The sequence below is a fragment of the Sphingobacterium suaedae genome (genome assembly GCF_042684625.1).
Lineage (GTDB): Bacteria > Bacteroidota > Bacteroidia > Sphingobacteriales > Sphingobacteriaceae > Sphingobacterium > Sphingobacterium suaedae.
Genome location: NZ_JBHULR010000003.1, coordinates 1214875 through 1241579, shown reverse-complemented (window position 1 = coordinate 1241579; position 26705 = coordinate 1214875). Strand labels below are relative to the sequence as shown.

The 26705-nt window shown below is 42.9% G+C and carries 33 protein-coding genes; 21 read left to right on the top strand and 12 right to left on the bottom strand.

Annotated features, from left to right (window positions below):
• Nucleotides 1–28 precede the first annotated feature (28 nt).
• Nucleotides 29–1087: an endonuclease/exonuclease/phosphatase family protein gene (locus ACFSR5_RS08935; protein ID WP_380902837.1), complete on the bottom strand. Its 1059-nt coding sequence runs from the start codon at nt 1085–1087 to the stop codon at nt 29–31.
• Between the two features lie 254 nt (nt 1088–1341).
• Between ACFSR5_RS08935 and ACFSR5_RS08930 the strand changes: the two genes are divergently transcribed.
• On the top strand, nt 1342–1560 hold the full coding sequence (locus ACFSR5_RS08930; protein ID WP_380902835.1) for a hypothetical protein: 219 nt from the start codon (nt 1342–1344) through the stop codon (nt 1558–1560).
• A 31-nt stretch (nt 1561–1591) separates the two neighbouring features.
• Here the strand turns inward: ACFSR5_RS08930 and ACFSR5_RS08925 are convergent, their stop codons facing one another.
• The 4 genes from ACFSR5_RS08925 to ACFSR5_RS08910 all read right to left on the bottom strand — a co-directional run bounded on the left by ACFSR5_RS08925 (nt 1592) and on the right by ACFSR5_RS08910 (nt 4189).
• On the bottom strand, nt 1592–1981 hold the full coding sequence (locus ACFSR5_RS08925; protein WP_380902833.1) for a ribonuclease inhibitor: 390 nt from the start codon (nt 1979–1981) through the stop codon (nt 1592–1594).
• A 7-nt stretch (nt 1982–1988) separates the two neighbouring features.
• Entirely contained in the window at nt 1989–2327 is a 339-nt protein-coding gene (locus ACFSR5_RS08920) for a hypothetical protein (protein WP_380902831.1), read from the bottom strand.
• A 91-nt stretch (nt 2328–2418) separates the two neighbouring features.
• Nucleotides 2419–3555, bottom strand: coding sequence for a serine hydrolase domain-containing protein (locus tag ACFSR5_RS08915; protein ID WP_380902829.1), 1137 nt, complete (start codon nt 3553–3555; stop codon nt 2419–2421).
• Nucleotides 3545–4189: a peptidylprolyl isomerase gene (locus ACFSR5_RS08910; protein WP_380902827.1), complete on the bottom strand. Its 645-nt coding sequence runs from the start codon at nt 4187–4189 to the stop codon at nt 3545–3547. Before ACFSR5_RS08910 ends, ACFSR5_RS08915 begins: the two co-directional genes overlap by 11 nt.
• Nucleotides 4190–4320: 131 nt before the next feature.
• Between ACFSR5_RS08910 and mgrA the strand changes: the two genes are divergently transcribed.
• The 17 genes from mgrA (at nt 4321) to ACFSR5_RS08825 (ending at nt 18256) form a co-directional block, all read left to right on the top strand.
• The gene (gene mgrA, locus ACFSR5_RS08905) at nt 4321–5352 is read left to right on the top strand and encodes an L-glyceraldehyde 3-phosphate reductase (RefSeq protein ID WP_380902825.1); all 1032 of its coding nucleotides are present in this window, start codon (nt 4321–4323) and stop codon (nt 5350–5352) included.
• A gap of 268 nt (nt 5353–5620) precedes the next feature.
• Nucleotides 5621–6301, top strand: a complete 681-nt coding sequence (locus tag ACFSR5_RS08900) for a response regulator transcription factor (protein ID WP_380902823.1) — start codon at nt 5621–5623, stop codon at nt 6299–6301.
• Entirely contained in the window at nt 6291–7664 is a 1374-nt protein-coding gene (locus tag ACFSR5_RS08895; RefSeq protein ID WP_380902821.1) for a sensor histidine kinase, read from the top strand. Before ACFSR5_RS08900 ends, ACFSR5_RS08895 begins: the two co-directional genes overlap by 11 nt.
• Before the next feature lie 77 nt (nt 7665–7741).
• Nucleotides 7742–8944 carry a porin gene (locus ACFSR5_RS08890; protein ID WP_380902819.1) on the top strand — a complete coding sequence of 401 codons (1203 nt, stop codon included), beginning with the start codon at nt 7742–7744 and terminating at the stop codon, nt 8942–8944.
• A 34-nt stretch (nt 8945–8978) separates the two neighbouring features.
• The gene (gene ureA, locus ACFSR5_RS08885; RefSeq protein ID WP_380902817.1) at nt 8979–9281 is read left to right on the top strand and encodes an urease subunit gamma; all 303 of its coding nucleotides are present in this window, start codon (nt 8979–8981) and stop codon (nt 9279–9281) included.
• Between the two features lie 18 nt (nt 9282–9299).
• Nucleotides 9300–9671 carry an urease subunit beta gene (ureB, locus tag ACFSR5_RS08880; RefSeq protein ID WP_449325431.1) on the top strand — a complete coding sequence of 124 codons (372 nt, stop codon included), beginning with the start codon at nt 9300–9302 and terminating at the stop codon, nt 9669–9671.
• A 2-nt stretch (nt 9672–9673) separates the two neighbouring features.
• Entirely contained in the window at nt 9674–11527 is a 1854-nt protein-coding gene (ureC, locus tag ACFSR5_RS08875; protein WP_380902815.1) for an urease subunit alpha, read from the top strand.
• 15 nt (nt 11528–11542) lie between these two features.
• Complete coding sequence (locus tag ACFSR5_RS08870) at nt 11543–12025, top strand: urease accessory protein UreE (protein ID WP_380902813.1); 483 nt, start codon at nt 11543–11545, stop codon at nt 12023–12025.
• A 9-nt stretch (nt 12026–12034) separates the two neighbouring features.
• Nucleotides 12035–12721: an urease accessory protein UreF gene (locus tag ACFSR5_RS08865; protein ID WP_380902811.1), complete on the top strand. Its 687-nt coding sequence runs from the start codon at nt 12035–12037 to the stop codon at nt 12719–12721.
• A gap of 8 nt (nt 12722–12729) precedes the next feature.
• Nucleotides 12730–13347, top strand: a complete 618-nt coding sequence (gene ureG / locus ACFSR5_RS08860) for an urease accessory protein UreG (RefSeq protein WP_380902809.1) — start codon at nt 12730–12732, stop codon at nt 13345–13347.
• 6 nt (nt 13348–13353) lie between these two features.
• Nucleotides 13354–14313 (top strand): urease accessory protein UreD, encoded by a 960-nt coding sequence (locus tag ACFSR5_RS08855; RefSeq protein WP_380902807.1) that lies wholly within the window; start codon nt 13354–13356, stop codon nt 14311–14313.
• The gene (locus tag ACFSR5_RS08850) at nt 14306–14662 is read left to right on the top strand and encodes a hydrogenase maturation nickel metallochaperone HypA/HybF (protein WP_380902805.1); all 357 of its coding nucleotides are present in this window, start codon (nt 14306–14308) and stop codon (nt 14660–14662) included. Before ACFSR5_RS08855 ends, ACFSR5_RS08850 begins: the two co-directional genes overlap by 8 nt.
• Nucleotides 14652–15365 (top strand): hydrogenase nickel incorporation protein HypB, encoded by a 714-nt coding sequence (gene hypB / locus ACFSR5_RS08845; protein WP_380902803.1) that lies wholly within the window; start codon nt 14652–14654, stop codon nt 15363–15365. Before ACFSR5_RS08850 ends, hypB begins: the two co-directional genes overlap by 11 nt.
• A 13-nt stretch (nt 15366–15378) precedes the next feature.
• A complete protein-coding gene (locus ACFSR5_RS08840; protein ID WP_380902801.1) occupies nt 15379–15819 on the top strand; it encodes an urease accessory protein UreE in 441 nt (146 codons plus the stop codon).
• A 15-nt stretch (nt 15820–15834) separates the two neighbouring features.
• Nucleotides 15835–16848 carry a FecCD family ABC transporter permease gene (locus ACFSR5_RS08835; RefSeq protein WP_380902799.1) on the top strand — a complete coding sequence of 338 codons (1014 nt, stop codon included), beginning with the start codon at nt 15835–15837 and terminating at the stop codon, nt 16846–16848.
• Between the two features lie 2 nt (nt 16849–16850).
• Nucleotides 16851–17609 (top strand): ABC transporter ATP-binding protein, encoded by a 759-nt coding sequence (locus ACFSR5_RS08830; RefSeq protein WP_380902797.1) that lies wholly within the window; start codon nt 16851–16853, stop codon nt 17607–17609.
• A gap of 98 nt (nt 17610–17707) precedes the next feature.
• Nucleotides 17708–18256, top strand: coding sequence for a YfiT family bacillithiol transferase (locus ACFSR5_RS08825; protein WP_380902795.1), 549 nt, complete (start codon nt 17708–17710; stop codon nt 18254–18256).
• Between the two features lie 76 nt (nt 18257–18332).
• Here the strand turns inward: ACFSR5_RS08825 and metQ are convergent, their stop codons facing one another.
• The 3 genes from metQ to ACFSR5_RS08810 are packed head-to-tail and all read right to left on the bottom strand — an operon-like array spanning nt 18333 to nt 20611.
• Nucleotides 18333–19139 (bottom strand): methionine ABC transporter substrate-binding lipoprotein MetQ, encoded by an 807-nt coding sequence (metQ, locus tag ACFSR5_RS08820; RefSeq protein WP_380902793.1) that lies wholly within the window; start codon nt 19137–19139, stop codon nt 18333–18335.
• A gap of 58 nt (nt 19140–19197) precedes the next feature.
• Nucleotides 19198–19854, bottom strand: coding sequence for a methionine ABC transporter permease MetI (gene metI, locus ACFSR5_RS08815; RefSeq protein ID WP_380902791.1), 657 nt, complete (start codon nt 19852–19854; stop codon nt 19198–19200).
• 10 nt (nt 19855–19864) lie between these two features.
• Entirely contained in the window at nt 19865–20611 is a 747-nt protein-coding gene (locus ACFSR5_RS08810) for a methionine ABC transporter ATP-binding protein (protein ID WP_380902789.1), read from the bottom strand.
• Nucleotides 20612–20839: 228 nt separating this feature from the next.
• Here ACFSR5_RS08810 and ACFSR5_RS08805 point away from each other — a divergent pair, with 228 nt between their 5' ends.
• Nucleotides 20840–21910 carry a hypothetical protein gene (locus ACFSR5_RS08805; protein WP_380902787.1) on the top strand — a complete coding sequence of 357 codons (1071 nt, stop codon included), beginning with the start codon at nt 20840–20842 and terminating at the stop codon, nt 21908–21910.
• Between the two features lie 8 nt (nt 21911–21918).
• Here the strand turns inward: ACFSR5_RS08805 and ACFSR5_RS08800 are convergent, their stop codons facing one another.
• Nucleotides 21919–22578: a DUF6766 family protein gene (locus tag ACFSR5_RS08800; protein ID WP_380902785.1), complete on the bottom strand. Its 660-nt coding sequence runs from the start codon at nt 22576–22578 to the stop codon at nt 21919–21921.
• Between the two features lie 151 nt (nt 22579–22729).
• Here ACFSR5_RS08800 and ACFSR5_RS08795 point away from each other — a divergent pair, with 151 nt between their 5' ends.
• Both ACFSR5_RS08795 and ACFSR5_RS08790 read left to right on the top strand, forming a co-directional pair.
• Nucleotides 22730–23437 (top strand): type 1 glutamine amidotransferase domain-containing protein, encoded by a 708-nt coding sequence (locus ACFSR5_RS08795; protein WP_380902783.1) that lies wholly within the window; start codon nt 22730–22732, stop codon nt 23435–23437.
• A gap of 118 nt (nt 23438–23555) precedes the next feature.
• Nucleotides 23556–23801 (top strand): hypothetical protein, encoded by a 246-nt coding sequence (locus ACFSR5_RS08790; RefSeq protein ID WP_380902781.1) that lies wholly within the window; start codon nt 23556–23558, stop codon nt 23799–23801.
• Nucleotides 23802–23881: 80 nt separating this feature from the next.
• On the opposite strand, the gene ACFSR5_RS08785 is transcribed toward ACFSR5_RS08790, so the two are convergent.
• The 3 genes from ACFSR5_RS08785 to ACFSR5_RS08775 form a co-directional block, all read right to left on the bottom strand.
• A complete protein-coding gene (locus tag ACFSR5_RS08785; RefSeq protein ID WP_380902779.1) occupies nt 23882–25075 on the bottom strand; it encodes a glycosyltransferase family 4 protein in 1194 nt (397 codons plus the stop codon).
• A gap of 316 nt (nt 25076–25391) precedes the next feature.
• Nucleotides 25392–25949, bottom strand: a complete 558-nt coding sequence (locus ACFSR5_RS08780) for a ferritin (protein WP_380902777.1) — start codon at nt 25947–25949, stop codon at nt 25392–25394.
• A 105-nt stretch (nt 25950–26054) separates the two neighbouring features.
• Nucleotides 26055–26621: a YqgE/AlgH family protein gene (locus tag ACFSR5_RS08775; protein WP_380902775.1), complete on the bottom strand. Its 567-nt coding sequence runs from the start codon at nt 26619–26621 to the stop codon at nt 26055–26057.
• Nucleotides 26622–26705: the final 84 nt, after the last annotated feature.

Sequence of the window (26705 nt, the reverse complement as noted above, 5' to 3'; positions counted from 1 at the left end):
ATACATATATGTTCCACATAGAAGGGGCTTACTCGGTATCTGCCTGCTTTTTTTCTTCGGCAATTTCGTGATCGTCTTTATCGGGTTGCAATACCGCTTCTTCTTGTTCGTCTTCGGCCTGCTCTTCAAACTGCAGGTGAACAAAGATTGGAAAATGGTCAGAATCAAAATTATCTTCCTTTCGTAAAGTAACTAATTTAAAATGCGGCGACGTAAAGGCGTGATCCAACGGGAAGCGTAAGAATGGATAGTGTGCATGAAACGTGTTGAAGAAACCTCTGCCCCGACGAGGGTCCAGCAATCCGCTCATTTTTAAAAATAAGGTGGTAGTGTAGCTCCACGCTACATCATTGAGGTCGCCAATAACCACCACCGGTAGATTACTTTGTTTCGCTTCATCTGCAATAATTAGTAGTTCTTTATCACGTTCGGTAGATCGCGGATTTTCATTTGGAACTGGCGGTGTAGGGTGAACAGCATAGATTTGAACCGGCTGTCCGCTGGGTAATTCGAGCCGACAGCGAATGGAAGGAATGTCTTTTTCTACCAAATAGCGAACTTCGGCTTGCGTCAACGGAAATTTGGAAAAAAACAGCATGCCATATGTATTGTTTAACGGTATCTTAATATGGAAGGGATACAAATCGTCGACTGCCTGTAATTCGTACGCCCAGCGGTCGTTGGTCTCGAGCAAAAGGACGACATCTGCGTCGGCTCGCTTAATGACAGACAGGCACCCGGCACTATTGATGTTGTCTTCGTACACATTGGATATCAAAATACGTAGATTATTCGACAGGTCTTGCTGCGCTATTTTTTTTACTTGTTTTGATCCAAGGATGGTGAATGGGTAAATCAGGCAAAAAAGATAAATACAATTCAAAAACATGAGTACAGCCAACGTGTTGTTGGGAAAGTCATTGAAATTTCCAAGCGTCATAAATGTCGCAAGCCATGTAAGAGCGAGCACGAGTTTTTGTATCCGTGGATAATCAAATACCCGGAATGTCCAATAGTCTTGGCGGATAAGCGGAAGAACCGTGAAGCTCATAAGCACGATCCCCACAATCAGTAACGTAGTATTCATAATATAAGATACGGTATTATATTATAAACCATACTTGTTAAAAAAATGTTTGAATGAAATAAAATAACAGAATGGTGTTCATCGGAAAGGTTGAAGCGTCTTTTATTTTTTTGCGTAAGGAAAGTATTTAAAATCATGGTATTATCATTTTTATTTCCGATATTCAACTTCCTTTTTAGATGAATTGGTGATCTCGCCGATGAAAATATGGTTTAACATAGCGTGTCAATTGGCATGTAAAAAAGCACAAATCTATGGAAAAATTAATTTTTGAGACAAACGTACAGTGTTCATCGTTATTCGAGCGTATACACACGGCGGTCAGAAAAGTCAAAGGCATTTCTAAATGGCAGATTGATTTGGATTCTGCGTATCGCCTGTTGACCGTAGAAGGGAAGGCACTAGACTATCGAGAGATTATATCCTTGTTATCCATCGAAGGTGTTGAAGCATGTAGGTTGTATGAAGAGTAGCGACGTTCTCAATTTGATAACGAAAATTGCACTACTCTTCGCGGAACTGGATACGTGAATGTTCTGATATGATCTCTCTGATCATGTCGTAGTATGTAGGCGCACCATCGCGTTGCAGTTCCTTAAGTTTTTGTCTAAAATACGCCTGATTATACGGGGAGTGAGGCGATAATTTACTGAGATAATATTCTTCCGTGGCCTTTACACCCAATCGATTTCGACTTATTGCGCTGTGCAGCCACTGAAGTTCGAACGCGTTTGTGGGAGGGACAGCGCCGATACCGCCGCTTAACAAATCGTGCAATGCATCGAGACTTTGTGCTATTTTCCAAGTCTCTCCTTGCATGAATAACGTGTTTATCTGATCGTAAAAATCGGCGATACATTCGATTTGGTCGCCGTAAATGGTAAATGTTTCCATACTTTATCTATAGGTAGCGATCATATACAGAGACCGTGCCACATGCCCCAACCTTTCCTACCATAACGCAGCGGAGCTGCATTTTAAAAGGGGGTTGCTCCTGTTGTACCCGAAGAATCTGCTCGATATACAAAAGGACATCTATCCCTCGGTAATGAAAATTCTTATGGCAGGAGATAGTACTAAATAGCGTAAAGTGTATACCCAATAGGGGATTGTAATTTTGCTGCTTATCTACTACTGCGCGCTGTTTGGCGAGAAAATCCGCTATGCGCTCTAGAACGTCTGCTGGAGGAACGATTCGCAGTATTATCCTGAATCGGTCATCAGCTTGAAGTCCAACCATAGGATCAACTAGATGTGTACCCTGCAGTATGGTTGGTCGTGACTCGTCAAAAAATGTGTTGCAGTACAAAAGCGATCCATAGAAGTCAGGCTTAGTAAATATTTTGATAAACGTTATTTAACCAAGTAAACATGGACTGACCGAAGTGTTGATCAAAAAGTTCTTTCGTATGCAAGGATTCCATAACGAGATCGAAGATATCGGAGACGAAGGGGTCATCCCGGTTGCTGAAGACATTTACGGTCAGGTGCTCATGTACATTCATATATACTATGTGGTTAAACCCGGTGGATTCGCCGGAATGAAACAGATGGACATGTCCGTTTGTATCGGTAATACTGAATAAACCTAGTTGATAGTGAGCAGCGTCGTTCACCGGGACACGGTTTCCAAAAAAAGCTTCTTGAAAAGATGGGTTCTGCCAATCCTGTTGGAGCAGGTGTTCACACCATAGCAAAAAATCAGTACAGGAAAAGTAGACTCCGCCATCACCCTGCGTTGCACTCGTTGTACTTTGATCGGCAAAGATAAATGAGGTCGCGCTCGGATGGTACCCGTATGCTCTATCCAAAATGTTGGAACCCGGGCGGGCGACTAGTGCATGTTCTATCCTCCGAGGAAGAAACAGATGTTCCTTTATATAGTCATCAAATGATTGCTTACTTATTTTCGCCACGACGAGAGCTAATAGACAATATCCTGTATTGCTGTACCGGAAGCGAGAGCCCGGAGGAAAATAAACTTGCCCGTGTTGACGCATCAGGTTCAGGATGTCTTCGTCTGTCAATTGTCTGGATTGGTCGGCTGGGATGACATGCTCATAATCCAAGACTCCTGATGTATGGTTCAGTAATTGGCCGATTTGTATCGAAGCTAAATTGGCAGGAAGCCCATCCAAGTGATCGCCTAGCAAAGACTGCATATGTAACTGACCATCGTCAATAAGATGGAGGATAGCTCGCGCGGTGACTTGTTTGCTGACCGAAGCCATGCGAAAACGCGTGTTCTTATCGATACATGAGCCTCTTTCGAGATCAGCTAATCCAAAGAAATAAGTGTAGATAGGCCTACCGTTTTTGGCGACCTGCACAGCGACGCCCGGGGCGTCGCTGTTAAGAGTCAGTTTATTAAGAGAGCGGGAGAGCTGCTCAAAAGATTGGCTACGGCAGGTCATGCACAGTAGAATAAGAAAAATGTGCAGAACACTAACACGGATGTTATTTTGCATGCGCTATCTCCTCCACGTAAAAATGGATTTGTTTTAAAGGAAAATCTGCAGTATCCGTTTTTACCTTACTTATGTCAAGTAAGACTTCGAGTCCTTCATATACTTCACCAAACACCGTGAAATCATAATCCAATCGGGGTTGACCGCCATTCGTTAGGTAGCTGTTTCGTTGTTGCTCAGTGTAGATTATTCCCTTTTTTTGTTCGAGGGCTGTTAGCTCTGCGTCTGAAATTGGTTTCCCTACAACAAAATAGATTTGATTTAGAAAAGATGCTTTCGCTGCGTTGTTGTCACGTCCTGCACCGAGGGCCCCTAGTTTATGATATGCCCTAGCGTCAAATTCAGGTGCGAGGCGAGGCTTTTTTTTCTCTGGGTCGATGGCTTCCCGTTTTTCGATATCTATGTCGTGTTCTCCTCCCTGCACAACAAAATTTTCAATGATCCGATTAAAAAGCGCGTCCTTGTACACATCGGTTTCAATAGCGCGAAGAAAAAGGTCGCGATGAGCAGGGGTGAAGTCATAGAGAAAAACTTTGAATACTCCAAATTCCGTGTGGAAAGCCAGTCGATGTCGCTGTGCAAACGAGGAGGAAGTAAACAACAGCAAAACGATAGTTAGGATATATGTATGCATATGAGTTCACGTTTGTTTAGTAATCAAACTTATCGAAAAAAATGAGTTCCACCAAATGTGCAACGGTTCTTGTTTTCTGTGTTGCATCTCACGTCATTTTTAATTAAGTTTGATCATCAAAATCCTTATTGATGAGCTACAATCCTAATCCTACGCGCTATGAGCATATGTTGTATAACCGATGCGGAAAAAGTGGTCTCTTATTGCCCGCCATTTCGCTCGGCCTATGGCATAATTTTGGTGATGATGTTCCACACCAAACGAAAGTAGATATGTGTACAACAGCTTTCGACTTGGGGATTACGCATTTCGATCTAGCAAACAACTACGGGCCTCCACCGGGCAGCGCTGAAAAAGCATTTGGATGTATTCTGAAAAATGAGTTTGCGGGGTTACGCGATGAGTTAATCATCTCCTCAAAAGCGGGCTATCTCATGTGGCCGGGGCCTTATGGAGAGTGGGGAAGCCGGAAATATATCGTTGCGAGTTGCGACCAAACGTTGCAACGACTGGGGGTGGATTATGTTGACATCTTTTATGCTCATCGATTCGACCCCAACACACCCCTAGAGGAAACTATGCTTGCATTGGATCATTTGGTACGAATGGGAAAAGCACTTTATGTGGGAATATCGTCTTATAATACGCAGCGAACGAAAGAAGCGTATTCCATTCTGAAGTCGTTAGGTACCCCCTTTATTATCCATCAGCCTAGCTACTCCATGTTGAATCGCTGGGTGGAAACAGACGGCTTACTAGATACCTTGGGTGAATTAGGCCTAGGCTCGATTGTCTTTTCCCCCTTGGCACAGGGCATGCTCACTGACAAGTATTTAAAAGATATTCCGCAAGGAAGCCGTGCTAGTAAAAATAGATCGTTGTCGACAACGTTCCTAAGCGAAGAGAATCTAAGTAGAATTCGGGGCCTACATGGTATTGCGGAACGTCGCGGACAAACATTGGCGCAGATGGCGCTAGCGTGGGTGCTGCGGAAACCGGAAGTCACCACAGCATTAATCGGAGCGAGCAAGGTACAGCAAATTGTGGATTGCGTCGACGCGTTGAAAAATACCATATTCACCACCCAAGAACTGATAGAAATAGACACCTACGCCGTGGATGGTCAAATTAATATTTGGGCGCAATCCGCAGAGTTGATTTAACAAGTAGATATGTAACAACATGCTAAAAATAACCGAAGCAACGAAGACGTTGCCGTGGAGCTTCATCCTCGGTAGATGTCTAAACGCGCTTCGTCCTCCAAGCGCTTTTTGAGAAACATCGTACAAATCAGTTAGTCGCTTTAGCTTTCAATAAGAAAAGAACGTTTTGTGTAAAAATTTTGTTTATCAGGAAATTTTTACAGGGATCTGTTTTTGAATATTTGGTTCGCCCGTTATTTTCTGTAATTTTATTTCCAAAAAATAAGGCTTGGAAATATTACTTGTTGAAGATGAACCTTCCGTTATATCGTTGATCGAGCGTGGACTTAAGGGAGAAAACCATTCCATTAGTATTGCTATGGATGGTTTTACCGGATTGAAAATGGCTGGTCTCCATACGTACGATTTAATCATATTGGATGTTATGCTTCCGGGCATGAACGGCTTGGACATTTGCCGTAATATACGAATGGCCAACAAAGATGTTCCAATCTTAATACTAAGTGCATTAAATCAAACGGAAGATATCGTCGAAGCTTTTAACCGCGATGCAGACGATTACCTTACAAAACCTTTTAAGCTGGACGAATTGCGGGCACGCATCAATAGGCATTCACGAAAGGCCAGGATGCAAGCGCCCCCGAGCAACACGATCACCATTGATAATCTGACTATCGACCGGGATAGCAAACACGTGGAGCGGGGCAGCAAAGCCATCGTTCTAACAGCAACAGAATATCGCCTGTTGGAATATTTAATGATTAACAAAAATAAGGTTCTCTCGCGTATAGATATATTGGAAGAAGTGTGGGGGATGGATTTTAACATGAGTACCAATGTGGTAGATGTCTACGTTAATTATTTACGGAAAAAAGTAGACCATCCTTTCGAAAGAAAACTTATACATACGGTCATCGGAATGGGATACGTCTTACGAAATGAAAATTAGAACCAAAATTATTATACTCTTTTCGACAATTTCCATTGTCTACATTTTAGCGTTTGCATTGTATGTTTCTTATTTCACAAGAGATAGTCTTCAAACGAAATTTTATCACCGATTAGAAGAGAACGCTACAATCGTTGGAAATCACATCATCAAAAATGATGAATACAACAATAAGGTGTACTATGAAGTGACCCGGAAGTACCTGCGCCAGCTTTCGGAAGGCAAGGATTATTTATTGAGAATTGTGAAAGGAAGAACAGATATTCGTTTTCAGCCACATTTGCCTATGCCACGTTCATTTTATACAGAGGCCATCGTCAATGGTAAAGCGCAGTTTTTAGATGGTAAAACGTCTTATGTAGCTGTCTTTTTTGTCGATTCCTTACACAAAGAAAATTTACTGGTTATTTCTGAGGGCGTAGATGACTATGGGCATGAGGAACAGCGTGTTTTGGATAATACAGTGGTATCCGGGGGATTATTAGCTATTGCGTTGGTCATTTTCCTGTCTTTTTATTTTGCCAACCGTCTGCTGGCACCCATCAAAGCCATCAATACAGAACTTACTCAAGTTGATATTTCGAACTTGGATAAACGTGTTAAGAACACATTCACAGAGGAGCACGATGAAATCGGAACACTGATCTCAAATTTTAATGCTATGATGCGTCGGCTCGATATCTCGGTAAAGTCCCAGCAGAGTTTTATCGGTAATGCTTCACATTCACTCCGAACCCCACTGACCATTATAGGGGGAGAAGCTGAGCTAGCCATGCAACAGTTGGACGCAACACATGAAGCCTACTATTCGGTAGAAGCCATTTCTAAACATGCGTCTAAGATGAACCTTATCATTAACAATTTATTACTCTTGTCCCGATCGGGTTTTGAACGGAAGGTCGAAAATAAGCAGCATGTCCGCATTGATGAATTACTCTATGATGTTCAGAAAAGCGAGAAACATATGAATCCCAATGTTGATATTTTCTTGGATTTCTCGGATATCCCCGAAGAAAGTAACGACATGAATATATTCGTCAATCCTGACCTTTTTTATATTGCTTTCAGTAATGTCGTATCCAATGCGTGTAAATATGGGAACAATAAAGCTGTAACGATTTCGTTAGGATGTCGTTTGGATCATGTGGTTGTCAAAATTACAGACCAAGGCATCGGTATCCCTCATCAAGATCAACCGCATATTTTTGACTCCTTTTTTAGGGCTTCAAACGTGGGTTCTATCTATGGAAATGGCCTGGGACTAGTATTAGCCAAGAATATTTTCGAATTGCATGGCGCTGGTCTCCTTGTGACATCTGTCGAAAATAGGGGAACGACCGTTCAGATCAATATTCCACAATAATGTTTCTAATTTCGCTCTAATTTCACATTAATCATATTTTTATTTCTCTGTGATATACTTGTTCAAAAGTATAGCACATGAATAGAATTGTAATTGCCGCAACATCCCTTTGTTTTCTTTCGATTTTCTCGCTCGAAATAAAAGCACAAGAGAAGCTTATCGATCTAAAAAAATGGAACACCGCAGATTCTGTCGAAACGGAGGAACCGTCACGTGCCGATCTGTTTCATTTGGACGTGCTACTGCGAGCCGGGTTCAACGTGGAGTCCATGAGCGAAGGTGAAAGGACAAACAAGATTAATCTAGATGATGCCCGGATTCTACTGAGTGGGAATTATACCGACGATTTGTCTTATAAAGTCAGGTTTCGTTTAAATCGGTCATTTAACCCGACGAGTCAAGATAATGCTTCGCGAGCGTTAGACATGGCATTTATCAAATATAAGTTTGGCCGTGGTAAAAAATGGTCTATCACAGCCGGAAAACAGAGTGCGCTAGTCGGTAGTTACGAGTTTGAAAACAATCCAATTTACGAGTTTATGTTTACGGACTACGTGGACCGTATTCTAAATTTATTTGTGGTTGGGGGTACCCTGTCGTACGACATTACTCCAAATCATTCCTTGAACGTACAGATTTACAACACGGTAAATGATAGTTTCGCAGACCTACATGCAAAAAACGGATATACTACAGGGAATCTTAAACCTGCTAAAACCCCGCTGGGAGTTTACGCGACCTGGATAGGCTCCTTTTGGGACAAGAAAGTCCATACCAAATGGTCTTATAACATTTCACAGTTTGCCAGCGATGAAACCAACCACAGTATTTCCTTAGCTAACAAGCTTAAGACGGCGAAAAATATGCTATACGTGGATCTTCAATATTCGTATCTAGCGGTAGATCATGCAATGATCGCATCCGGTACGTTAAATGACTTTTACGCACGTACCGGATCGGATCGGGTGCTAGCGCACAATGTGAACTATAAATCGGCGATTGTGCGTTACGACCAATTTATAACGGATAAATGGGAGATTGCCTTGAAAGGAGCCTATGAAACGGCTGGCGTAGAAAAGGATGCTTCATTGGATGAGGATTTTCGACGTAATTGGACTTATTTTGCCGCGTTGCAACACAAACCTTTCACCAAGCAAGACTTGCGATTTTATTTGGGCTATGTGGGAAATACCGTATCATATGATGGGAACCTCGATATGGAAAATCAACAATTTAATCGGTTAGCCTTAGGAGCTTATTTTACGATACCGGCTTTGTAACTATAAAAAAACAGTTGAATCTAAATAAAATTATATGCGTTTAACACCAAGAGAAACAGAGAAGCTTATGCTTCATTTGGCGGGCGAATTAGCTGCCAAACGATTGAAGAGGGGCGTGAAATTAAATTATCCCGAATGTATCGCCTATATCAGCGCGCAAATTATGGAAGAAGCACGTGATGGCCGTTCTGTGGCTGATCTGATGGAATATGGTACGAAGTTGCTGAAACGGAACCAAGTTATGGAAGGGGTGCCAGAGATGATACACGATGTGCAGATCGAAGTCACTTTTCCAGACGGGACAAAATTAGTTACAGTACATAATCCTATTCGTTAACAGTCAAAGTAAAACAATATGGTACCAGGAGAATACATATTAAGGAAAGAAGAAATTAAAGCCAACGTTGGCTATAGAACGACCAGTATTTCCGTAAAAAATGAAGGTGACCGGCCTATACAAGTCGGATCGCATTATCACTTTTTTGAAGTCAATAAGATGCTTTCTTTCGATAGAGAGCAAGCGTTTGGCATGCGTTTAAATATCCCTGCAAGTACGGCCGTCCGATTCGAACCAGGTGAGCAAAAAAGTGTCATATTGGTAGAAATGGGCGGAAGCAAAGAGGTTCATGGATTCAACGGACTAACAAACGGAAAGTACACCGACGAAAAAGTAAAAAAGGCCGCCTTGGCGAAAGTTAAACAGCAGAAATTTAAAAATACGAAATAGTTATGGCAGGATGGAATAGACGCGAGTGGATAAAGGTAGTCGGGCTCACCACAGCGGGGACGGCAGCTTTGGGACTAAATGCACTCGGATTGGAAAAGTTAGGTTTAGATAAATCTTCCGTTAAATATATAGACGGCGAGTTATATATTCCCCGCGATAAGTATGCCGCTTTATTCGGGCCGACAACGGGTGATAAAGTGCGTTTGGCGGATACTGAACTATTTATAGAGATCGAAAAGGATTTCGCCGTTTATGGGGAAGAAAACAAGTTCGGCGGAGGCAAAACGATACGCGATGGCATGGGGCAGTCGGCACGGGCACTCCGCGACGAAGACGTTCTAGATTTTTGTATTACCAATGTTATTATTATAGACCATTGGGGTATTGTAAAGGGCGATGTGGGAATAAAGGACGGCAAGATCGTAGGAATCGGTAAAGCGGGGAATCCGGACATACAGGATGGCGTAACAAAAGGAATGGTTATCGGCGCGTCCACGGAAGTCCACGGCGGGGCAGGTTATATCCTTACTGCCGGAGGGATAGATACACATATTCACTTTATATCTCCACAGCAAGTAGAAACGGCACTGTATAGTGGAGTGACTACATTCATTGGCGGAGGCACAGGACCTGCAGATGGTACGAATGCGACAACCGTGACATCCGGCAGGTGGTTTATTGAACGTATGTTCGAATCGTTTGAAAATCTCCCCATCAATGTCGGATTTTTTGGAAAAGGCAATGTTTCTACCACACGTCCGATTGAAGAACAAATCGAAGCTGGTGCACTAGGTGTAAAGATCCACGAAGACTGGGGCGCTACGCCTGCAACCATCGACGCAGCACTGAAGGTCGCTGACAAATATGATGTGCAGGTGGCGATACATACGGATACGCTCAACGAAGCGGGTTTCTTGGAGGATACGGTGGCAGCCATTGACGGCCGTGTCATCCATACCTTCCATACAGAGGGAGCTGGCGGGGGACATGCTCCCGATATTATCAAGATTGCAATGTATCCTAACATTCTTCCGGCATCAACCAATCCAACGAAGCCGTTCACTGTGAACACGGCCGAAGAACATTTAGATATGCTGATGGTTTGCCACCACCTCGACAAGAATGTTAAGGAAGATGTAGCTTTTGCCGACTCACGTATTCGTCCGCAAACAATAGCCGCGGAAGATATCTTGCAGGATATGGGCGTGTTTTCGATCATGAGCTCTGATAGTCAAGCAATGGGACGGGTTGGCGAGGTAATTTCGAGAACCTTCCAAACCGCGCACAAGATGAAAATACAGCGAGGACCACTAACGGAAGACAAACCAAACAATAATGATAATTTCCGGGTGAAACGCTACATATCGAAATATACGATCAATCCGGCGAAGGCTCATGGTATCGACAAGTACATCGGTTCCATCGAAAATGGAAAGTATGCAGATCTCGTGCTTTGGAAGCCCGAGATGTTTGGTGTGAAACCTGAAATAATTATTAAAGGGGGGATGATTCTAGGGGCAAAAATGGGGGATATCAATGCTTCTATTCCAACACCACAGCCGATTATTTATCGTCCCATGTTTGGAAACTACGGAAAAGCCTTACAAAGGCTTTGCTTCAACTTTGTTTCAAAGGTTTCGCTGGATAACGGAAGTATCAAAAAATTGAATTTATCACGGGTCAGCCTACCGGTTGAAGGGTGTCGTACAGTAAAGAAAAAAGATATGGTGCATAACCACGCTACACCGGATATTGTTGTAAATCCAGAAACCTACGAGGTAACTGTAGATGGCGTATTGGCAACATGCGAACCGCTGAAAGAGCTTCCAATGGCGCAACGGTACTTTCTGTTTTAAGAACCTATATACGGCATGTTAATAGCAAGGGCGATTTTAGGCAATGTCAATCGGGATATACATCCAACTGAAATAGATTATCTGTTCGTCGAGTGGTACGATACTTCAAAAAAAGTGATTAGAGCTGTAACGCAAGCAGGTCGTGAAATCGGTTTTAGGAATTTGACCAGCTCCCATTTATCGAATGGTGATATACTCTATAGCGATGACGATCAAGATTTTTGTGTGGTGGTCCAGATATTGCCTTGCCCTTGCATTGTATTTCGTCCAGATGATCCTCAAAAGATGGCCAACATCTGTTTTGAAATTGGAAATCGCCATATTCCCATTTTTATCAACAAGCAACACGAAGTAATCATCGCCTACGAAAGAGCATTGCTGAAATTGTTAGCCCGTGGTGGTATGGAACCAAAGGTAGAAATTCGAGTGATTGAAAACACGAATACGCTTACCATCCATCGATACGCTTCGATGAGAAAAAAGATAGTTTTAGGATAATTTACACAAATGAATCCATTATTAACATTATTGCAAATAAATGATTCCGTATTTCCAATTGGCGGATTTACGCATTCTTATGGGTTGGAGACATATATTACGAAAGGAATTGTCAGAGATAGTAAGTCGGCGCAAGAATATGCGGTGAACATGTTGGAACATAATTTCTTTTATAACGATGCAGCATTCTTTCATAAAACGTGGCAGTTATGCGAAACGAGAGCGACCAAAAAAAAAATTGCAGCGCTTGATGAATTGATCACTGCATTTAAAGCGCCATCTGAAATTCGCGATGCGAGTAAAAAATTGGGACTACGGTTTTTGAAACTGACTGAAAAATTGTATCCCGTCAAACGTTGTTCCGCCTATTTAGATGCGATCCAAAAAAACGAAGTACATGGCCATTACGCGATGGCGTTCGCTATGTACGCACATGCGCAGAAAATATCGTATCGGGATGCATTGAGTGCATTTTATTACAATTCCCTCAATGGTATGGTCACCAATTGTGCGAAGCTGGTGCCTATTAGTCAGACGGATGCACAACAGATCCTCTTTAAATTGCAACCGCTGATTGACCGATTGGTGGAAAAACAACCGCATGCTGATGAAGAGCTTTTGGGAAATTGTTGCGTAGCCCAGGATATTCGCTGTATGCAACACGAAAAACTTTACACTCGAATTTATATATCATAAGAAATAAAATGACAGGAAGAAACTATGTGAAAATTGGTGTTGGCGGACCTGTTGGTTCTGGAAAGACCGCATTGATCGAGCGACTGACACGTTCTATGTCCTCAGATTATAGTATTTGCGTGGTCACAAATGACATCTATACGCGGGAAGATGCCCAATTTCTGCAACAGAATTCGGCACTCCCCGCCGAACGCATTTTGGGTGTAGAAACAGGTGGATGTCCACATACCGCTATTCGGGAAGACGCTTCTATGAATATCGAAGCCGTAGAAGAACTCGCTGACCGATTTCCGGATACAGAGATCATTTTCGTAGAAAGTGGTGGGGATAATCTGACGTCAACTTTTAGTCCAGATTTGGCTGATGTTAGCATTTTTGTTATCGATGTCGGCGAAGGAGAGAAGATGCCGCGTAAAGGTGGTCCGGGTATAACACGCTCCGACTTGCTGATCATCAATAAAATCGATCTAGCGCCGTATGTGCATGCCGATTTGGAGGTTATGCGGCAAGACACGCTTCGTATGCGGGGCGATCGACCGTTTATCTTTACAAATTTGATGACATTGGAGGGTTTGGAAGAAGTTAAAAATTGGATTCGCAAATACGCATTGTTAGAAAAAGAATAGAAGACTATGGAAAGTGCCATCAAGGTAAATGTAGCGAAAGAAGACAGATACAGTGTATTGAAAGAGAGTTTCCATAATGCGCCGTATAAGCTAACACATTATGGTGCACCACGTGCCCAGCCACATTTGGAGATGATCATTATGAGTGCGTCGCCCGGTATTATGGACGGCGATCATCTTTCGATCGATATCAGCATGCTTCCGGAGACGCAATTGAAGCTGTTTACGCAGTCGTTTAACAAACTTCATCCCATGAAAAATGGTGCCACGCAAACAACGACAGCGCATGTCTCCGATCAAGCCGTCTTTCATTACATACCGCATCCGGTGACACCTTTTAAAGATTCAATTTTTAAAGCGACAAATGAAATACATCTGGCCGGAGACGCTGTCTTAATTTGGGGAGACATTATTGGCGCAGGAAGAATACATATGAAAGAAGCCTTTTTATTTGAGAGCCTACATACGAAGACAAAGATTTTTCGCGACGGGAAGTTAGTGATCTTAGATAATCAATTCTTATCTCCAGCTCAACAGCCCCTTCAAAAAATCTTATTTTTTGAAGGGTATACACATCAGGCGACCTTTATTTTTTCGGCTCCATTCGCGAAAGAGCTAAAAGAGGAATTGGATGAGATCTTAACCTTAGAATACACCGACATTTGTTACGGCTTCACTAGGGCTGCCGATGACGTGATTTTATTGAGAGCGCTTGGAAATGATGGTGAGTTACTCTATAATTTCGTCGGTATGCTGGGACAGCTCTGTTGGGATTTTACGCAACATATGCAGGAAGAAGCGACAAAAAGAGCAGGAAGCAATGCAATCGTTCCGAACGACAAAATGGTGCACGTGAACCCCGTACGTAGTCGGAAGACACAGGTCGTTGAAACTGACAAAATCGAGATAGCGGAGTTAAAAACCAAAAGAAGCACAAAGCGAAAAGAAAGGGGGGCTCATGCATGAAGTGGCAATCGTCAGGGATATTTTTAGTACGTTGGAAGCCGCGTATCCAGACCGCATGGATCGAATTCTGAAGATAGAAATCCAGGCAGGTCTGCTGTGTAGCGTTCAGCCAATTTTGATTCAAAACGCCTTCCAAGCGTTTGTACTAGAAACACCCCACTATGCGCAGACGGAATTGGAAGTAGAATTACTACCGATAGTAGCGTATTGTCCATCTTGCGCGAAAAATTTCGAGGTACTTTACCACCGATTTGTATGCGGTTGTGGGAAACCGTCTGATCAGATTATACAAGGAGAAGAGTTGAGAATAAGCAAGGTTATATTTAAACCAAACGAAAATGAATACTAATACACCAAAGAGTAACCAGATGCCTGTAGGGTCGGTGCAATGTGAAAATACAACCCTCAATTTGCTAAAAGCAAATGATTTTGTAGCTAAAGCAATCCGTGAGCGTATTCCGAATATTTGTGTGATCAATATTTGCTCCTCGCCGGGCAGTGGAAAAACGACGTTAATGCAAGAAACTGGTAAGCGATTAGGTAAAGAGCTGAACATCGCTGTACTGGTGGGAGATCCAGAGACCGAACGCGATGCCGTTCGCATGCGCGACGTAGGTATAAACGCTTTACAGATCGTGACAGGAGGAATGTGCCATATCGAAGCGCAGATGATTCTTCAAGCGCTCGATCATATTGATTTGACAGGAGTAGATCTACTATTTATCGAAAACGTAGGAAATTTGGTATGTCCGGCAGCCTTCGATTTGGGCGAAGATTTCCGGGTCACGGTATTGGCTGCGACGGAAGGCGATGATAAGCCGAAAAAATATCCGCGTATGTTTCTGACCAGTGAACTCATGGTGGTTTCCAAGGCAGACCTTTTACCCTATGTTCCTTTTTCGGTGGAGGCAGCAGCAAAAGACGCTCGGGAGGTTAATCCAAATCTAGAAGTTATATCCATTAGCAGTATCCACGGCGAGGGCATGGATGCGTGGTGCGATTGGTTGAAAACTAAGGTGGCCGAGAAGAAAGCCATCGCCGCGCATTCCTAATCTGAATAGTCTTATGAATACGCACCGAAATGCACATCAGGGAAACAAAGAGATAACGGCGGATATCTTGTTCATCGAATGGTATGAGGTGGGACGGATCCTTCTGACACGATCGACAGTTACAGGTCGTTCCGTACGAATTGAACGTGCGTTGGGCATGACATTTTATGATGGGGAAATTATACATATTGCCCCAGACTTCACAATTTGTATCCGCATTAAACCCTGTTTATGTATTTTACTTAAAACCTTCGACTTCGACGTGTTGGGGCATTTTTGTTTTGAAGTGGGGAATCGGCATTTGCCGCTTTTTTGGCAGAAGGATGGTATTGCTTTGGCTTACGACGGTCATGTGTACCCAGCTTTAAAAGCGAAGTATGGAGACGTTGTTTGTCTCGAGACGCGCACGCTTTTTCCTACCGATGGGCTTAAAGCGTTTGGGAAGTATAGTTAAGAATGAATAGCTGAAATGCTGGAGAGGATAAAAATAATAGCGCTCGTAGTCGTGCCGTTGCTGTTCATCATGATGTCGCTCATGATGGGCAGTACTGGAAACTTAACCCTTACTAAACTTTTCGAAGAAATCCGAGTTGTGGTGAGTGATTGGCTTGGAGGTGTCAACGACGTGACGGATGCAAGCCTCCAAACTATTTTATGGCAGGTACGGCTTCCCCGCATTGTGCTGACCTTTATGGTGGGAGCTTCGTTAGCCACTTCTGGTGGCGTTTTGCAATCCATCTTCCGAAACCCGTTGGTCGACCCTTTTTCATTAGGTATTTCCTCAGGAGCAGCATTTGGAGCAGCCTTATCGATGCTTATTCCAGTACTATCCATTAGTGTTTCCGCATTTTTGTTTGGAGTTGTTGCGGTGGGCATAACCTATCTCGTTTCCTACAGCGGCGTTCGGACTTCGTTGGTGACTATGGTATTATCTGGCATGATTATCAGCGGCGTATTTACGGCTTTCCTGACAGTTCTACAGTATCTCAGCGATCCGTATAAATTACAGGCAATTGTGCAATGGACCATGGGAAGCTTGCATACCGCCTCTTGGGACAAAGTTCGTGTCGCGACAATTCCGATTATGATCGGACTTGTGCTCATTTATTTATCGCGTTGGCGACTTAATTTATTGGCATTGGGAGATCAAGAAGCTCTTGCTGTTGGGATTAATCCGAAGGGTACAAAATTACTCCTGATTGCGGTCACCACGATGATCACGGCTTCCTCGGTTGCCGCGGTGGGTATGATCAGTCTGTTTGGCCTTATCGTTCCGCATGTGAGCCGTATTATTTTTGGACCAAACAATGAAATCGGCGTGTTGGCGAATATAAGCATTGGCGGTACTTTTTTGCTATTGATCGATAACCTGTCGCGCACACTTTTACCTTACGAGGTGCCTGTTGGTGTATTCACAATGGTATTGGGCGCCCCACTTTTTATTTACCTCATGCGTAAGAATGTTGTAAACTGGAACGGATAATAATGATTTTACTTGAAAACTTAGCATTTCAGTACGGAAAGAACCAAGTGTTACACCAATTGAGTGGAATCTTTCCTACGGCGAAGCTTACTGTGGTTTTGGGTCGAAATGGAACAGGAAAGTCGACGCTTTTTAATATAATAGCAGGTCTCGAAAAGCGCTACAGTGGATTGGTGTCGATCAACGGTATTGATCGAAGGGTAATTAAATTGGGACATCGAAGGCAGGTGCGCATAGGTTTTTTGACACAGTTTCACCAAAGCACGTTTCCTTTTCATGTGTTCGATGTAGTCCTTACAGGCCGTTCCGCGTTCACTCGTTTTACACCTCGAGATACAGATAGAGCCTGCGTAGAGCGTATCTTGAAGCGATTTCAACTATGGCATCTTAAAGATCGCCCATATACGGAGCTGTCGGGAGGAGAACGGCAATTGGTACTTTTATCCCGCGTATTGGTTCAGGAACCGGATGTGATATTGTTAGATGAACCCACAAACCACCTAGATCTACATTACCAAGTGACCGTTATGCAGAACTTACGGCAACTTGTTAAGGAGGGGACTACAGTGATTGCAGTGATGCATGATCCCAATCTGGCGTTCTTATATGGCGATCATTTCTTTGCTATGCATGGGGGCAATCTTCAGTCGCTAGATAATTTATCCGTCGAAGACTTGAAAAGGGTCTTGGAAACCACTTATCGCTTACCGTTATCCCTTTTGCCTCATGGAGAGGTTTCCCTAATCGTCCCAACTTCCTAGTACATCGTCCGTTTCTCTGAACCCTTCGAGAACATTGGATGATTTTCGTCCGTTTTTGGCGGTGGTTCATTATTTTTGTTTGAAAATATACCAGAACTATGTCTTCTAACGCTCTCGATAACTACAGGTACCCCATCGGTCAATTCGAGCCGCCTCCAGTTTTGGACGGTCAACAGCTCGCCGTTTGGGTCGACGACATTGAAAAATTTCCCTTCCGATTAAACAAAGAGGTGGCCAACTTAGGGAAAAAGGTCTGGCATCAGACCTACCGTCCCGGCGGCTGGACTATCTTACAGCTAGTACATCACTGTGCCGATAGTCATATGAATAGTTTTATTCGTTTCAAATTGGCGTTAACGGAAGACGTACCTACTATAAAAACATATGTTGAAGATCGATGGGCGAATTTGCCGGATGCAACCACTGAACCAGCACATTCTTTACGTATTTTAGAAGGATTGCATAGGCGCTGGGGTGTATTGCTGCGATCATTGACCGCCGAGGATAGGCGCCGTACATTCATACACCCAGAAACAAATAGACGGATCTCGATCGAAGAGAACATTGGCATATATGCATGGCACGGTAACCATCATCTAGCACATATCCGGCTAGCGAAAACGTTGTCTTTATCGAGTACGACTTAATAGTATCACGTTTCGTCACGTAAAACCTACGCAGATTATCGGTGTAGGTTTTTTACGCGTAACAGGATAGGAGGAGTTACCACCCCTTTACCGCTCCACCTTTGAACACTTCGTCGGCAACCTTTTCCACTTCGTTAGATTGGTAGGCCTTTGCAAAGGTTTTTACCTTTTTATCGTTCTGGTTGTCCTTACGACTGACAATAATATTTACATAGGGAGACTTCTCATTCTCTACAAAGATTCCATCCCGCTTCGCGGTCAGATTATGGCTTGCTGCGAAATTATTATTGATAACGGCGACAGTAACTTTGTCATCGTCCAGTGTGCGTGGCAATTGCGGAGCCTCTAATTCTAGAATGTTCAATTTCAACCTATTCTCGGTAATATCTTGTAGGCGTGGCAGCAGTCCCACATTATCCTTTAACTTGATAAGACCCACTTGCTGAAGGAGCAGCAAAGCTCTCCCTAAGTTTGTAGGATCGTTAGGAATCACCACGGTATCCTCTGCCTTTAGCTCGCTTACCTGTTTAATTTTTTTTGAATAACCCGCCATGGGATATACAAACGTATTTCCGACCACCGCAAATTCGTAGCCTCTACTTTCTGTTTGCACATCCAAGTATGGTTTGTTCTGGAAAACGTTTACATCAATATCTTTCTGACGCAATGCCTCATTAGGCATTACATAGTCATTAAAGGAAACCAACTCGACTTCCAGATTATACTGCTCTTTAGCGACTTTTTTTGCGGCTTCTGCCAGACTGTATTCAGGGCCAACCTGAACGCCTACACGTAGGACATCGGAGTCTTTCGTAGTCGTACATGAACAGATGCTAATAAATAAAACAAGCGAGCCAAATGCCGTTTTGAGTCTTTTGATCATATAGGGTATTATTTAAATATTGCGTTCATAAAATATGGAAATCCGGTTTGCAGTTCTTTTACTTTCGATGATCTGCTCGTTTAGAAAGGAGATCTCCGAGAAATTGAATGCCAAACACGATACCAATCAACAACAAGAGCACAAGGTTCATAATGAGTGCGTCATATCCCACATAGCCGTACTGATAGCCAATGTGTCCCAGCCCACCTGCCCCTACGGCCCCCCCCATAGCCGAATATCCCACCAAGGTAATCAAGGTCAGTGATGCGCTGTTGATAAGTGCAGGCAGCGCTTCTGGAATTAATACCTTCCGAATGATCTGTATGGTTGTCGCACCCATGGAGCGCGCAGCTTCGATAACACCATAGGGAATTTCTAACAAACAATTTTCGACTAAACGCGCTACAAACGGGGCAGCACCGATACTCAGAGGAACGATTGCTGCTTTCATGCCGATCGAAGTCCCCACAAGTGATCGCGTAAACGGGATCATCCAAACGATCAAAATAATAAACGGTATAGAACGAAAAATATTAACGAAGAAAGCCGTAACGCTATTGACTTGCCGATGTGCCAATAGTTGTCTTTCCCGAGTTAAAAATAACAGGATTCCAATAGGAAGTCCGAGTAGAAAGCTGAAAAACCCCGAAGTAAAGGTCATCACAATCGTTTCCCACGTCCCTTTCGCCAATAACCAAAATGTTGCTTCCGACATGTGCTGAAATTTAATCTAGAATAAGGGATGGATTCAATAATTCTTTGGTAACAGCCGATTTTGGATGGTCAAATAGTTCGCCTGTTTGACCGATTTCTACAATTTCCCCATCGGAAATGACGGCCACCCGATGACAGATGGAACGTACCACTTCCATCTGATGGGTAATCAATACGATAGTAATACCTAATTGTTCATTGATGCGTTTCAGCAAAGAGAGAATCGCACGTGTCGTTTGCGGATCAAGCGCGCTTGTAGCTTCATCACACAATAAGATCTGCGGATCAGATGCTAATGCACGGGCAATCGCTACACGTTGTTTCTGTCCCCCGGAAAGCGAGGCTGGATAGTCATCTTTTTTTTTACTTAAATCGACAAGTGCAAGTAGTTTATTTACTTTGTCATTAATCTGATCTGCAGGCATGTTTGTCAACTGCAACGGAAACGCTATATTATGAAATACAGTAGCCGAGGAAAGAAGATTAAAATGTTGAAAAATCATGCCAATCTTTCGGCGATAAGCTATAAGTTCTTTTTCAGAAAGATGAACGATATTCTCATCAAACAGATAAACTTCGCCAGAAGTAGGTCGTTCCAAAAGATTAATCGTACGTACCAACGTGCTTTTTCCAGATCCAGAGTACCCGATTATACCAAAAATCTCTCCTTTTACCACATGAAGCGTAATGCCGCGTAGCGCATGCACCTTCTTGTCCTTCTTTTGGAATATCTTATTGACCTTTTCTAGCCTTATCATATGTTTCGTGTGCCAAACTAATACCTACCGCAGTACAAGATTACTGTCCGCAACAAAGATAGTGTTTTTTTCGAACTAAAAATTTAAGTCTATATAATTAGTAGTTTTTAACATCAGCCGATTCTTTGTTTTTTTCTTGCTGTATTACTCAGATTTAAAAGTTAATCTGCTCCGTGGAGTTGGCGGTTTAACTAACTTTTAATATATTCAACCTTGATTTGTAGATTTATGGGTTTATTTGATTTTTTTAAGAAAAAGAAAGAGGATAACGTGGCATCGCCGGACTCTTCACAAGCAACGAACGCTGTCGACAGGACTGAACAACAAAACATCGAAACACGTGACGAATTATTGAAAGCCACTCAGGAGAATGATAGCGGGTATACAGCGGAAAAACCCACGGAAAATTCAGGAGTTTCCGATAGCGTACCTTCGTTAGAAATTGATGCGGCTTCTTCCACGCCCGGTACATTAATGGAGACCCAAAAAGAAGATACGGAAGCGTTTTCGTCCAAAGGATTGCCAACACCAGATAAGAAGCAGGATTTTGACGAAGTAAAAGGAGCGCTCATTGATAGACCAACACTGACCGAAAATGCCGAATATCTAGGGAATTTAGAGCATACGGCCATAATTGACCAACTGCTTCGCATCCCCAGGGAAGAACGCGGAGAAGAGTGGATTGTTAATTTTCTTTCACATGTGGTGACTGCCAGTTTTGTGTGTGGAGAACCCCAGGTTATTCAAGGACCAGATAACTTTCCCTATTTTCAACTATTTGTTCCTGAACCAAATACACCTTTCCAATGCTACGTCATCGAACATATGATCAGCGACTTTCTGTTGGAAAACGGCATAGGAATCGCGTTGGAACCGAAAGACGGACAAGTGGAATGGGTATTGACCTACGGAGATTTGTTGCATTATGCTGCTCATAAGACCTTTGCTATACCGGCTGATCATCCTTTTGGAAAATCAAAAGAAGGGGATGAAGTTATACAGGAAGATGAACAAGTCTTAGTAGGCGCTCCATCTGCTTATGTATTACCGGATCAAGCCAGGCATGTAATCAAAAACTTCCTAGAGGCGCAAGGAGTTAAAGAGCCAAAAGTCTGCCTTATAGACAGAAACGTGACGGGGAAGGGACAAGATCTCGTATTTAACCTAGTACCTTGGCAATTTGAAAATCAAGCGCATTATCGAGCTGTTATGCAGGCACTAGGATGGTTTTTACCCGGGTATTATTCCTACATAGGCGCACAAGAAGATGCTTTTGCAGGCCATTTTTTGCCTTTATAGAAAATAGCTTATTTTCCGGTCTCTAAGTGGGGGCTGTCTACCGGTTTTGATTCGGGAGAGCCTTTCTGCCGTAAAAAAATAGTGAGTAAAACAATGGAGGCCACAGATAAAAATTCGCTTTGCCAGTTCTGGAACGTCTCAAACCAGAACTGAGGCTCTCCTAGATAACTGCTTATCGATTCGGTCGGCTTTCCCTTCAGTTTGTTTTGGAAATTATAATCACGCAAGCTGCCCACTAAGTGAAAATACCACGTGACTAAAAATAGAACCACGAAAGCTATGGACAGTGAGTGTTTGTAAAGAAAAAGACGCCAGCCTCCTTGGAAAACTGGCTTCGGGGCGCCGTCTTTTGCTTGGGGCTCTCGATCAACTTCCTCCTTTTTGTCCAGACTTTTAGATTCAGCAGACCCGATCTGACGAAGAAATATAGTTAACACAACATATAATGCCATTTGTAGAAATTCACTCTGAAAATTCTCAAAGGTTGCAGAAATAAAGTGGCCGGTATGTAAGTAAGCAAAAAAAGATATGCCTGGTTGACCCTCGTCTTGAAGTTCTTGCACGAAAGTGTGCCATCCAAAAAATGTTTGTGCGGCCCACGCAATAAGAAATAGCGTGATAAATGTAATCGAAAGACCGTTACGGTATACAAAGCTTCTGTTCATCATCCTATGTGTTGTTGGTAGAGAACTGCTAAAACGTAAAATAGTTTTGCATAGGCAATTGAACGTCCGTTTGTTCGGCTTTGCGGATAAAACCGAAAATTTTCCAAACGATACGGATAGATAGCGAGTTCTTCTATATATATACCGATAGTTTATGGCACACAGAGAAGTACTTTTTATTCTTACCTCACATGCGGATATGGAAGGAAGCAACAACAAAACAGGTGTGTGGCTAGGCGAGTTTACTGATCCATATTATGCGTTTATAGATGCTGGGTATCACGTGACGCTGGCAACTCCCTTAGGCGGAGAACCTCCCATAGATCCGCTTAGTAAAATGACGGAAAATTTGTCGACGTCCAACCAACGTTTCCTAAAAGACCAAGACGCTCAGGACGCGCTTGCCAACACTATACAATTGAAGGTAATTAATGCATTTGATTATGACATCGCATTTGTGCCGGGCGGGCACGGTCCTCTTTGGGACTTACATGACAATGATGATGTAGCCCGTATCCTAACACACTTTGTTAGCGCGTCCAAGATAACTGGTGCGGTATGTCATGGGCCTGCCGCACTATTGGCTATCGAACAGAATATTTTTGGATATCTGCGCAATAAAAAAATTACGAGCTTCACCAATATAGAAGAGAAACTGGTTTTACGCTCTGGACTTATACCCTATGAATTGGAGAGTCGCCTTCGGGCACATGGCGTTGATTTTAGTTCGGCAATACTGCCCTTTATGTCGCATGTTGTGGTGGATGAAAATCTGGTGACTGGGCAAAACCCTTTATCAGCCTTAGGCGTCGCGAAAAAAGTAATTGAACTGGCCCAAAAGCACTATACAAGCGTTTTATAACGAATATTTTGTCGCACAAGATCAAGTAACAAAATGATCAATAAGAGGTTGACATTAAACAAAAGATTTGAAAGGGGTGTTTTATAACAAAAGAGGTATAAATTAGAAAGAGAGGCATATGATGCAATTCGTTAAATTAGACCGCAAGGTTCTCTTCGATTTGAAAATAAAAGGATATAATGCTCTTCGGTCACGCGTAGACACGAACCGCGATGACCCATCGTGGGTACCTGATCGGATTGATATAAAATTCTCGTCCTATTCCTATATTAAATTGGGACGAAATCAATTTCTACTGATTGAAAATGCACTGGAACATGTCCAAGAAGGTGAATTATCCGGGATGGTCTTTATGGACAAATAGGGGATATCCTCAGGGACAATTCGGATAATTCTAGAAAGTTCAGGCGACACTTCCGAACTTTCTAGGAGTATATACCCATATTAAGAGGAGAGTCTATTCCTATCCGCAAGAAAAAGATTGGCAACTTTCTTGGACTCTTTATGGAGCTCGATTGTGGGCATGGACACCGAGATTTGTTTTAGATAATCGTAATAACTTTTCGATACGTTGTTCCAGGAAGTTAGTCGTCCATATGATGCTGCATTTCTGCGATATTTTGCAAGAGCGAGCGGATCGTCCAGTAAGTAATTGATGTGCTCAGCAAGTCCAAACGCATCATGGAAGTCGAACAGCAACCCACGGTCATTAGCTAAAAGATCTTTCGCGTACCAATAGGGTGTCGATATGACTGCTGCGCCTGCACCGATAGCAAAAGACAAGGTACCACTACTGATTTGGTTTTCGTGAGGATAGGGTGTGACATAAATATCACAGGCCGTCAAATAAGTAACCAGTAGCTCTTCAGATGCAAAAGTATTGAGAAGTTGTACACGATCTGTCAGTCCACTCGCTGTAATTTGTTCTTCCAGGAGTTCCCGATACGTTTCCCCCTGTTCGCGTAAAACGTTGGGATGCGTCGTGCCAAGGACGACATAGAGTAAAGATGGGTCTTGTACCTTTGCGACAGCCTCTATCGCTGTTTCAATCCCTTTATTACGTCCTAGAAAACCGAATGTCAGCATAACCTTACGGTCGGTAAACCCTAATTGTTTTTTTGCTTCTAGTTGATTATAGTCAAAATTAGGAACACCGTGTGGAATGAGCTGAATTTTAGCGGCAGGCACCTCAAAAACCCGCTGGAGCAGCTGTATAGCCGTATCGGTCATTACCGTCACTCCTTTGCTTTGCGCACATATTCTTTTCAGAACCTCGTGTTCCTTGGAGGAAGGATGTTGCAAGACGGTATGTAGGTTACTAATTGTAGGAATAGTCAAACGTGATAAAGTGTCTAGAATGTAATCACCAGCCTCTCCTCCAAAAATACCATATTCATGCTGAAGCACACACACATCAAAATGTGTATTGATGTATTCAGCCGCCTCAATATAATCTAACCGTTCATTTCGATGGATCGTTAAGCAGACCTCCGGAGGGAATGAGCCTTCGGATCCGTCGCTCAATGCGATGATGCCGTGGCTGCTTTCGTCTGCCGGAAGCGTGCGATAAAAGTCATGGGTGAACGTTGCAATACCACACTGCCTCGGTGGGTACGTAGCAATGATTGCGATTCTCATAGGGTCTCCGTCTTTTTAGTCATCTCTTTATATATTCACTATATATTCACTTTTATTTATCCCAACAATACGTATGCCTGAAAAGTTTGTACGTCTTGTCAGTTTGCGTACTATTTAACCGATATCAGGTACAAATCGCTCGTTTTTATCAACGGTTGCAACAAATACGTGGTTTCGTTTCAGGCGCAAAGGCAAAAGGAAGATAACCTCCTCTTTATTTCAGGATAGCTAGAACAAAAAACGATCCCTAACTTTTTGTAAAAAAAAGAGGAGTAAAGTAGATATTTCTGTCCCTTTGAAAACTTTATTGGTGGTACTAGGATGGCTTTTCGGCTGTCGCTTCCTCGGCCAATGTAACCTCATCGGGAGCCTGTTCTAGGTATTTATCCAACGCAAAAAGAGATTCGTCTGAAGCGCGGTCGCCCCCGGCAATTTTTAATTTGTCGATCAAGTTTAGTGCAAGTTTTTCCTCTTCGACTTGCTCTTTTACAAACCATTGAGCGAAATTCCAGGTAGCCCAGTCCTGTTCAGCCATCGATTGATTAACGATACGGTAAATCGCATGAGTATTGTCAATTTCGTGTTCCAGAACCATTTCGAAACATTCCGTAATCGTCTTTGGAAATTTATTGGGAGCGACAACGGTCTCAACCCGAGGGGTTCCCCCCCGTTCTAAGATGTACTGCATGATCTTAATACTGTGGTTCCGCTCTTCTTGGGCATGGCGAAAAAGGAAGTTAGCAATCCCCCCGTACCCCTGTGTGTCTGCCCATATACCTAAAGAGAGATACGTTTGAGAGGCTTGATTTTCTTTGGTCATTTGTTTGATCAAAGTTTCTTGCATGGCCTCCGAAAGTCTGTTGGTATTCATCATTATGTTCTCATATTGTTTAATGAGAGAACAGTAGTCGGAGAGGTTTTGTTTTCGCCAATCGAACGGCATATCAACAAAATAGAACAACTCCCTTTGAGGTCTTATCTAGTTTAAGTCGGGGCTCCTTGGAAAATTGGCGACGTGCGCATATTTTGGTCCTAAGTCGATTAGTGCTTGTTTCCATAAATCTTCACCGTCTTCCAATAGCAATAGCTCTGCGGGAAATTTGTTGTGTACAACCCAACTGTTTTGAGTTATTTCCTCTTCAAGTTGACCCGGAGACCAGCCGGCATAACCGATGAAAAATTTGATTTCTTCCGGTTGTAACAGCTGGTCTTCAATCAGAAATAATACCTGTTGAAAATCGCCACCGAATTGTATGTCGTCAATAAGCGGGACACCACCTGGTATTTTTTCGGGGGTTTTGTGTATGAAAAAAAGTGCTTCCATGTTTACTGGTCCTCCGATATACAAGGGAAATGATGTATTTTCGATTTCCTGTATGACATCAGATAGGAGCAGGGTCGATCGGTTGTTCAATACGAGTCCCATTGTACCCGTATTCAGGTCATGTTCGCAAAGCAGAATAACGGATCGTTCGAAGTTCGAGTCGAGCATAAACGGTTCAGAAAGCAGCAGGCTTCCTTTTTGCGGTATAAAAGTGTTGAACATGGCGCTAAACTTAATCTATCAAATCAGGAGTAATATAAGCTATTTTTACATAAAAAAGCAATTTTTTATGGGAGCTCAACCGTA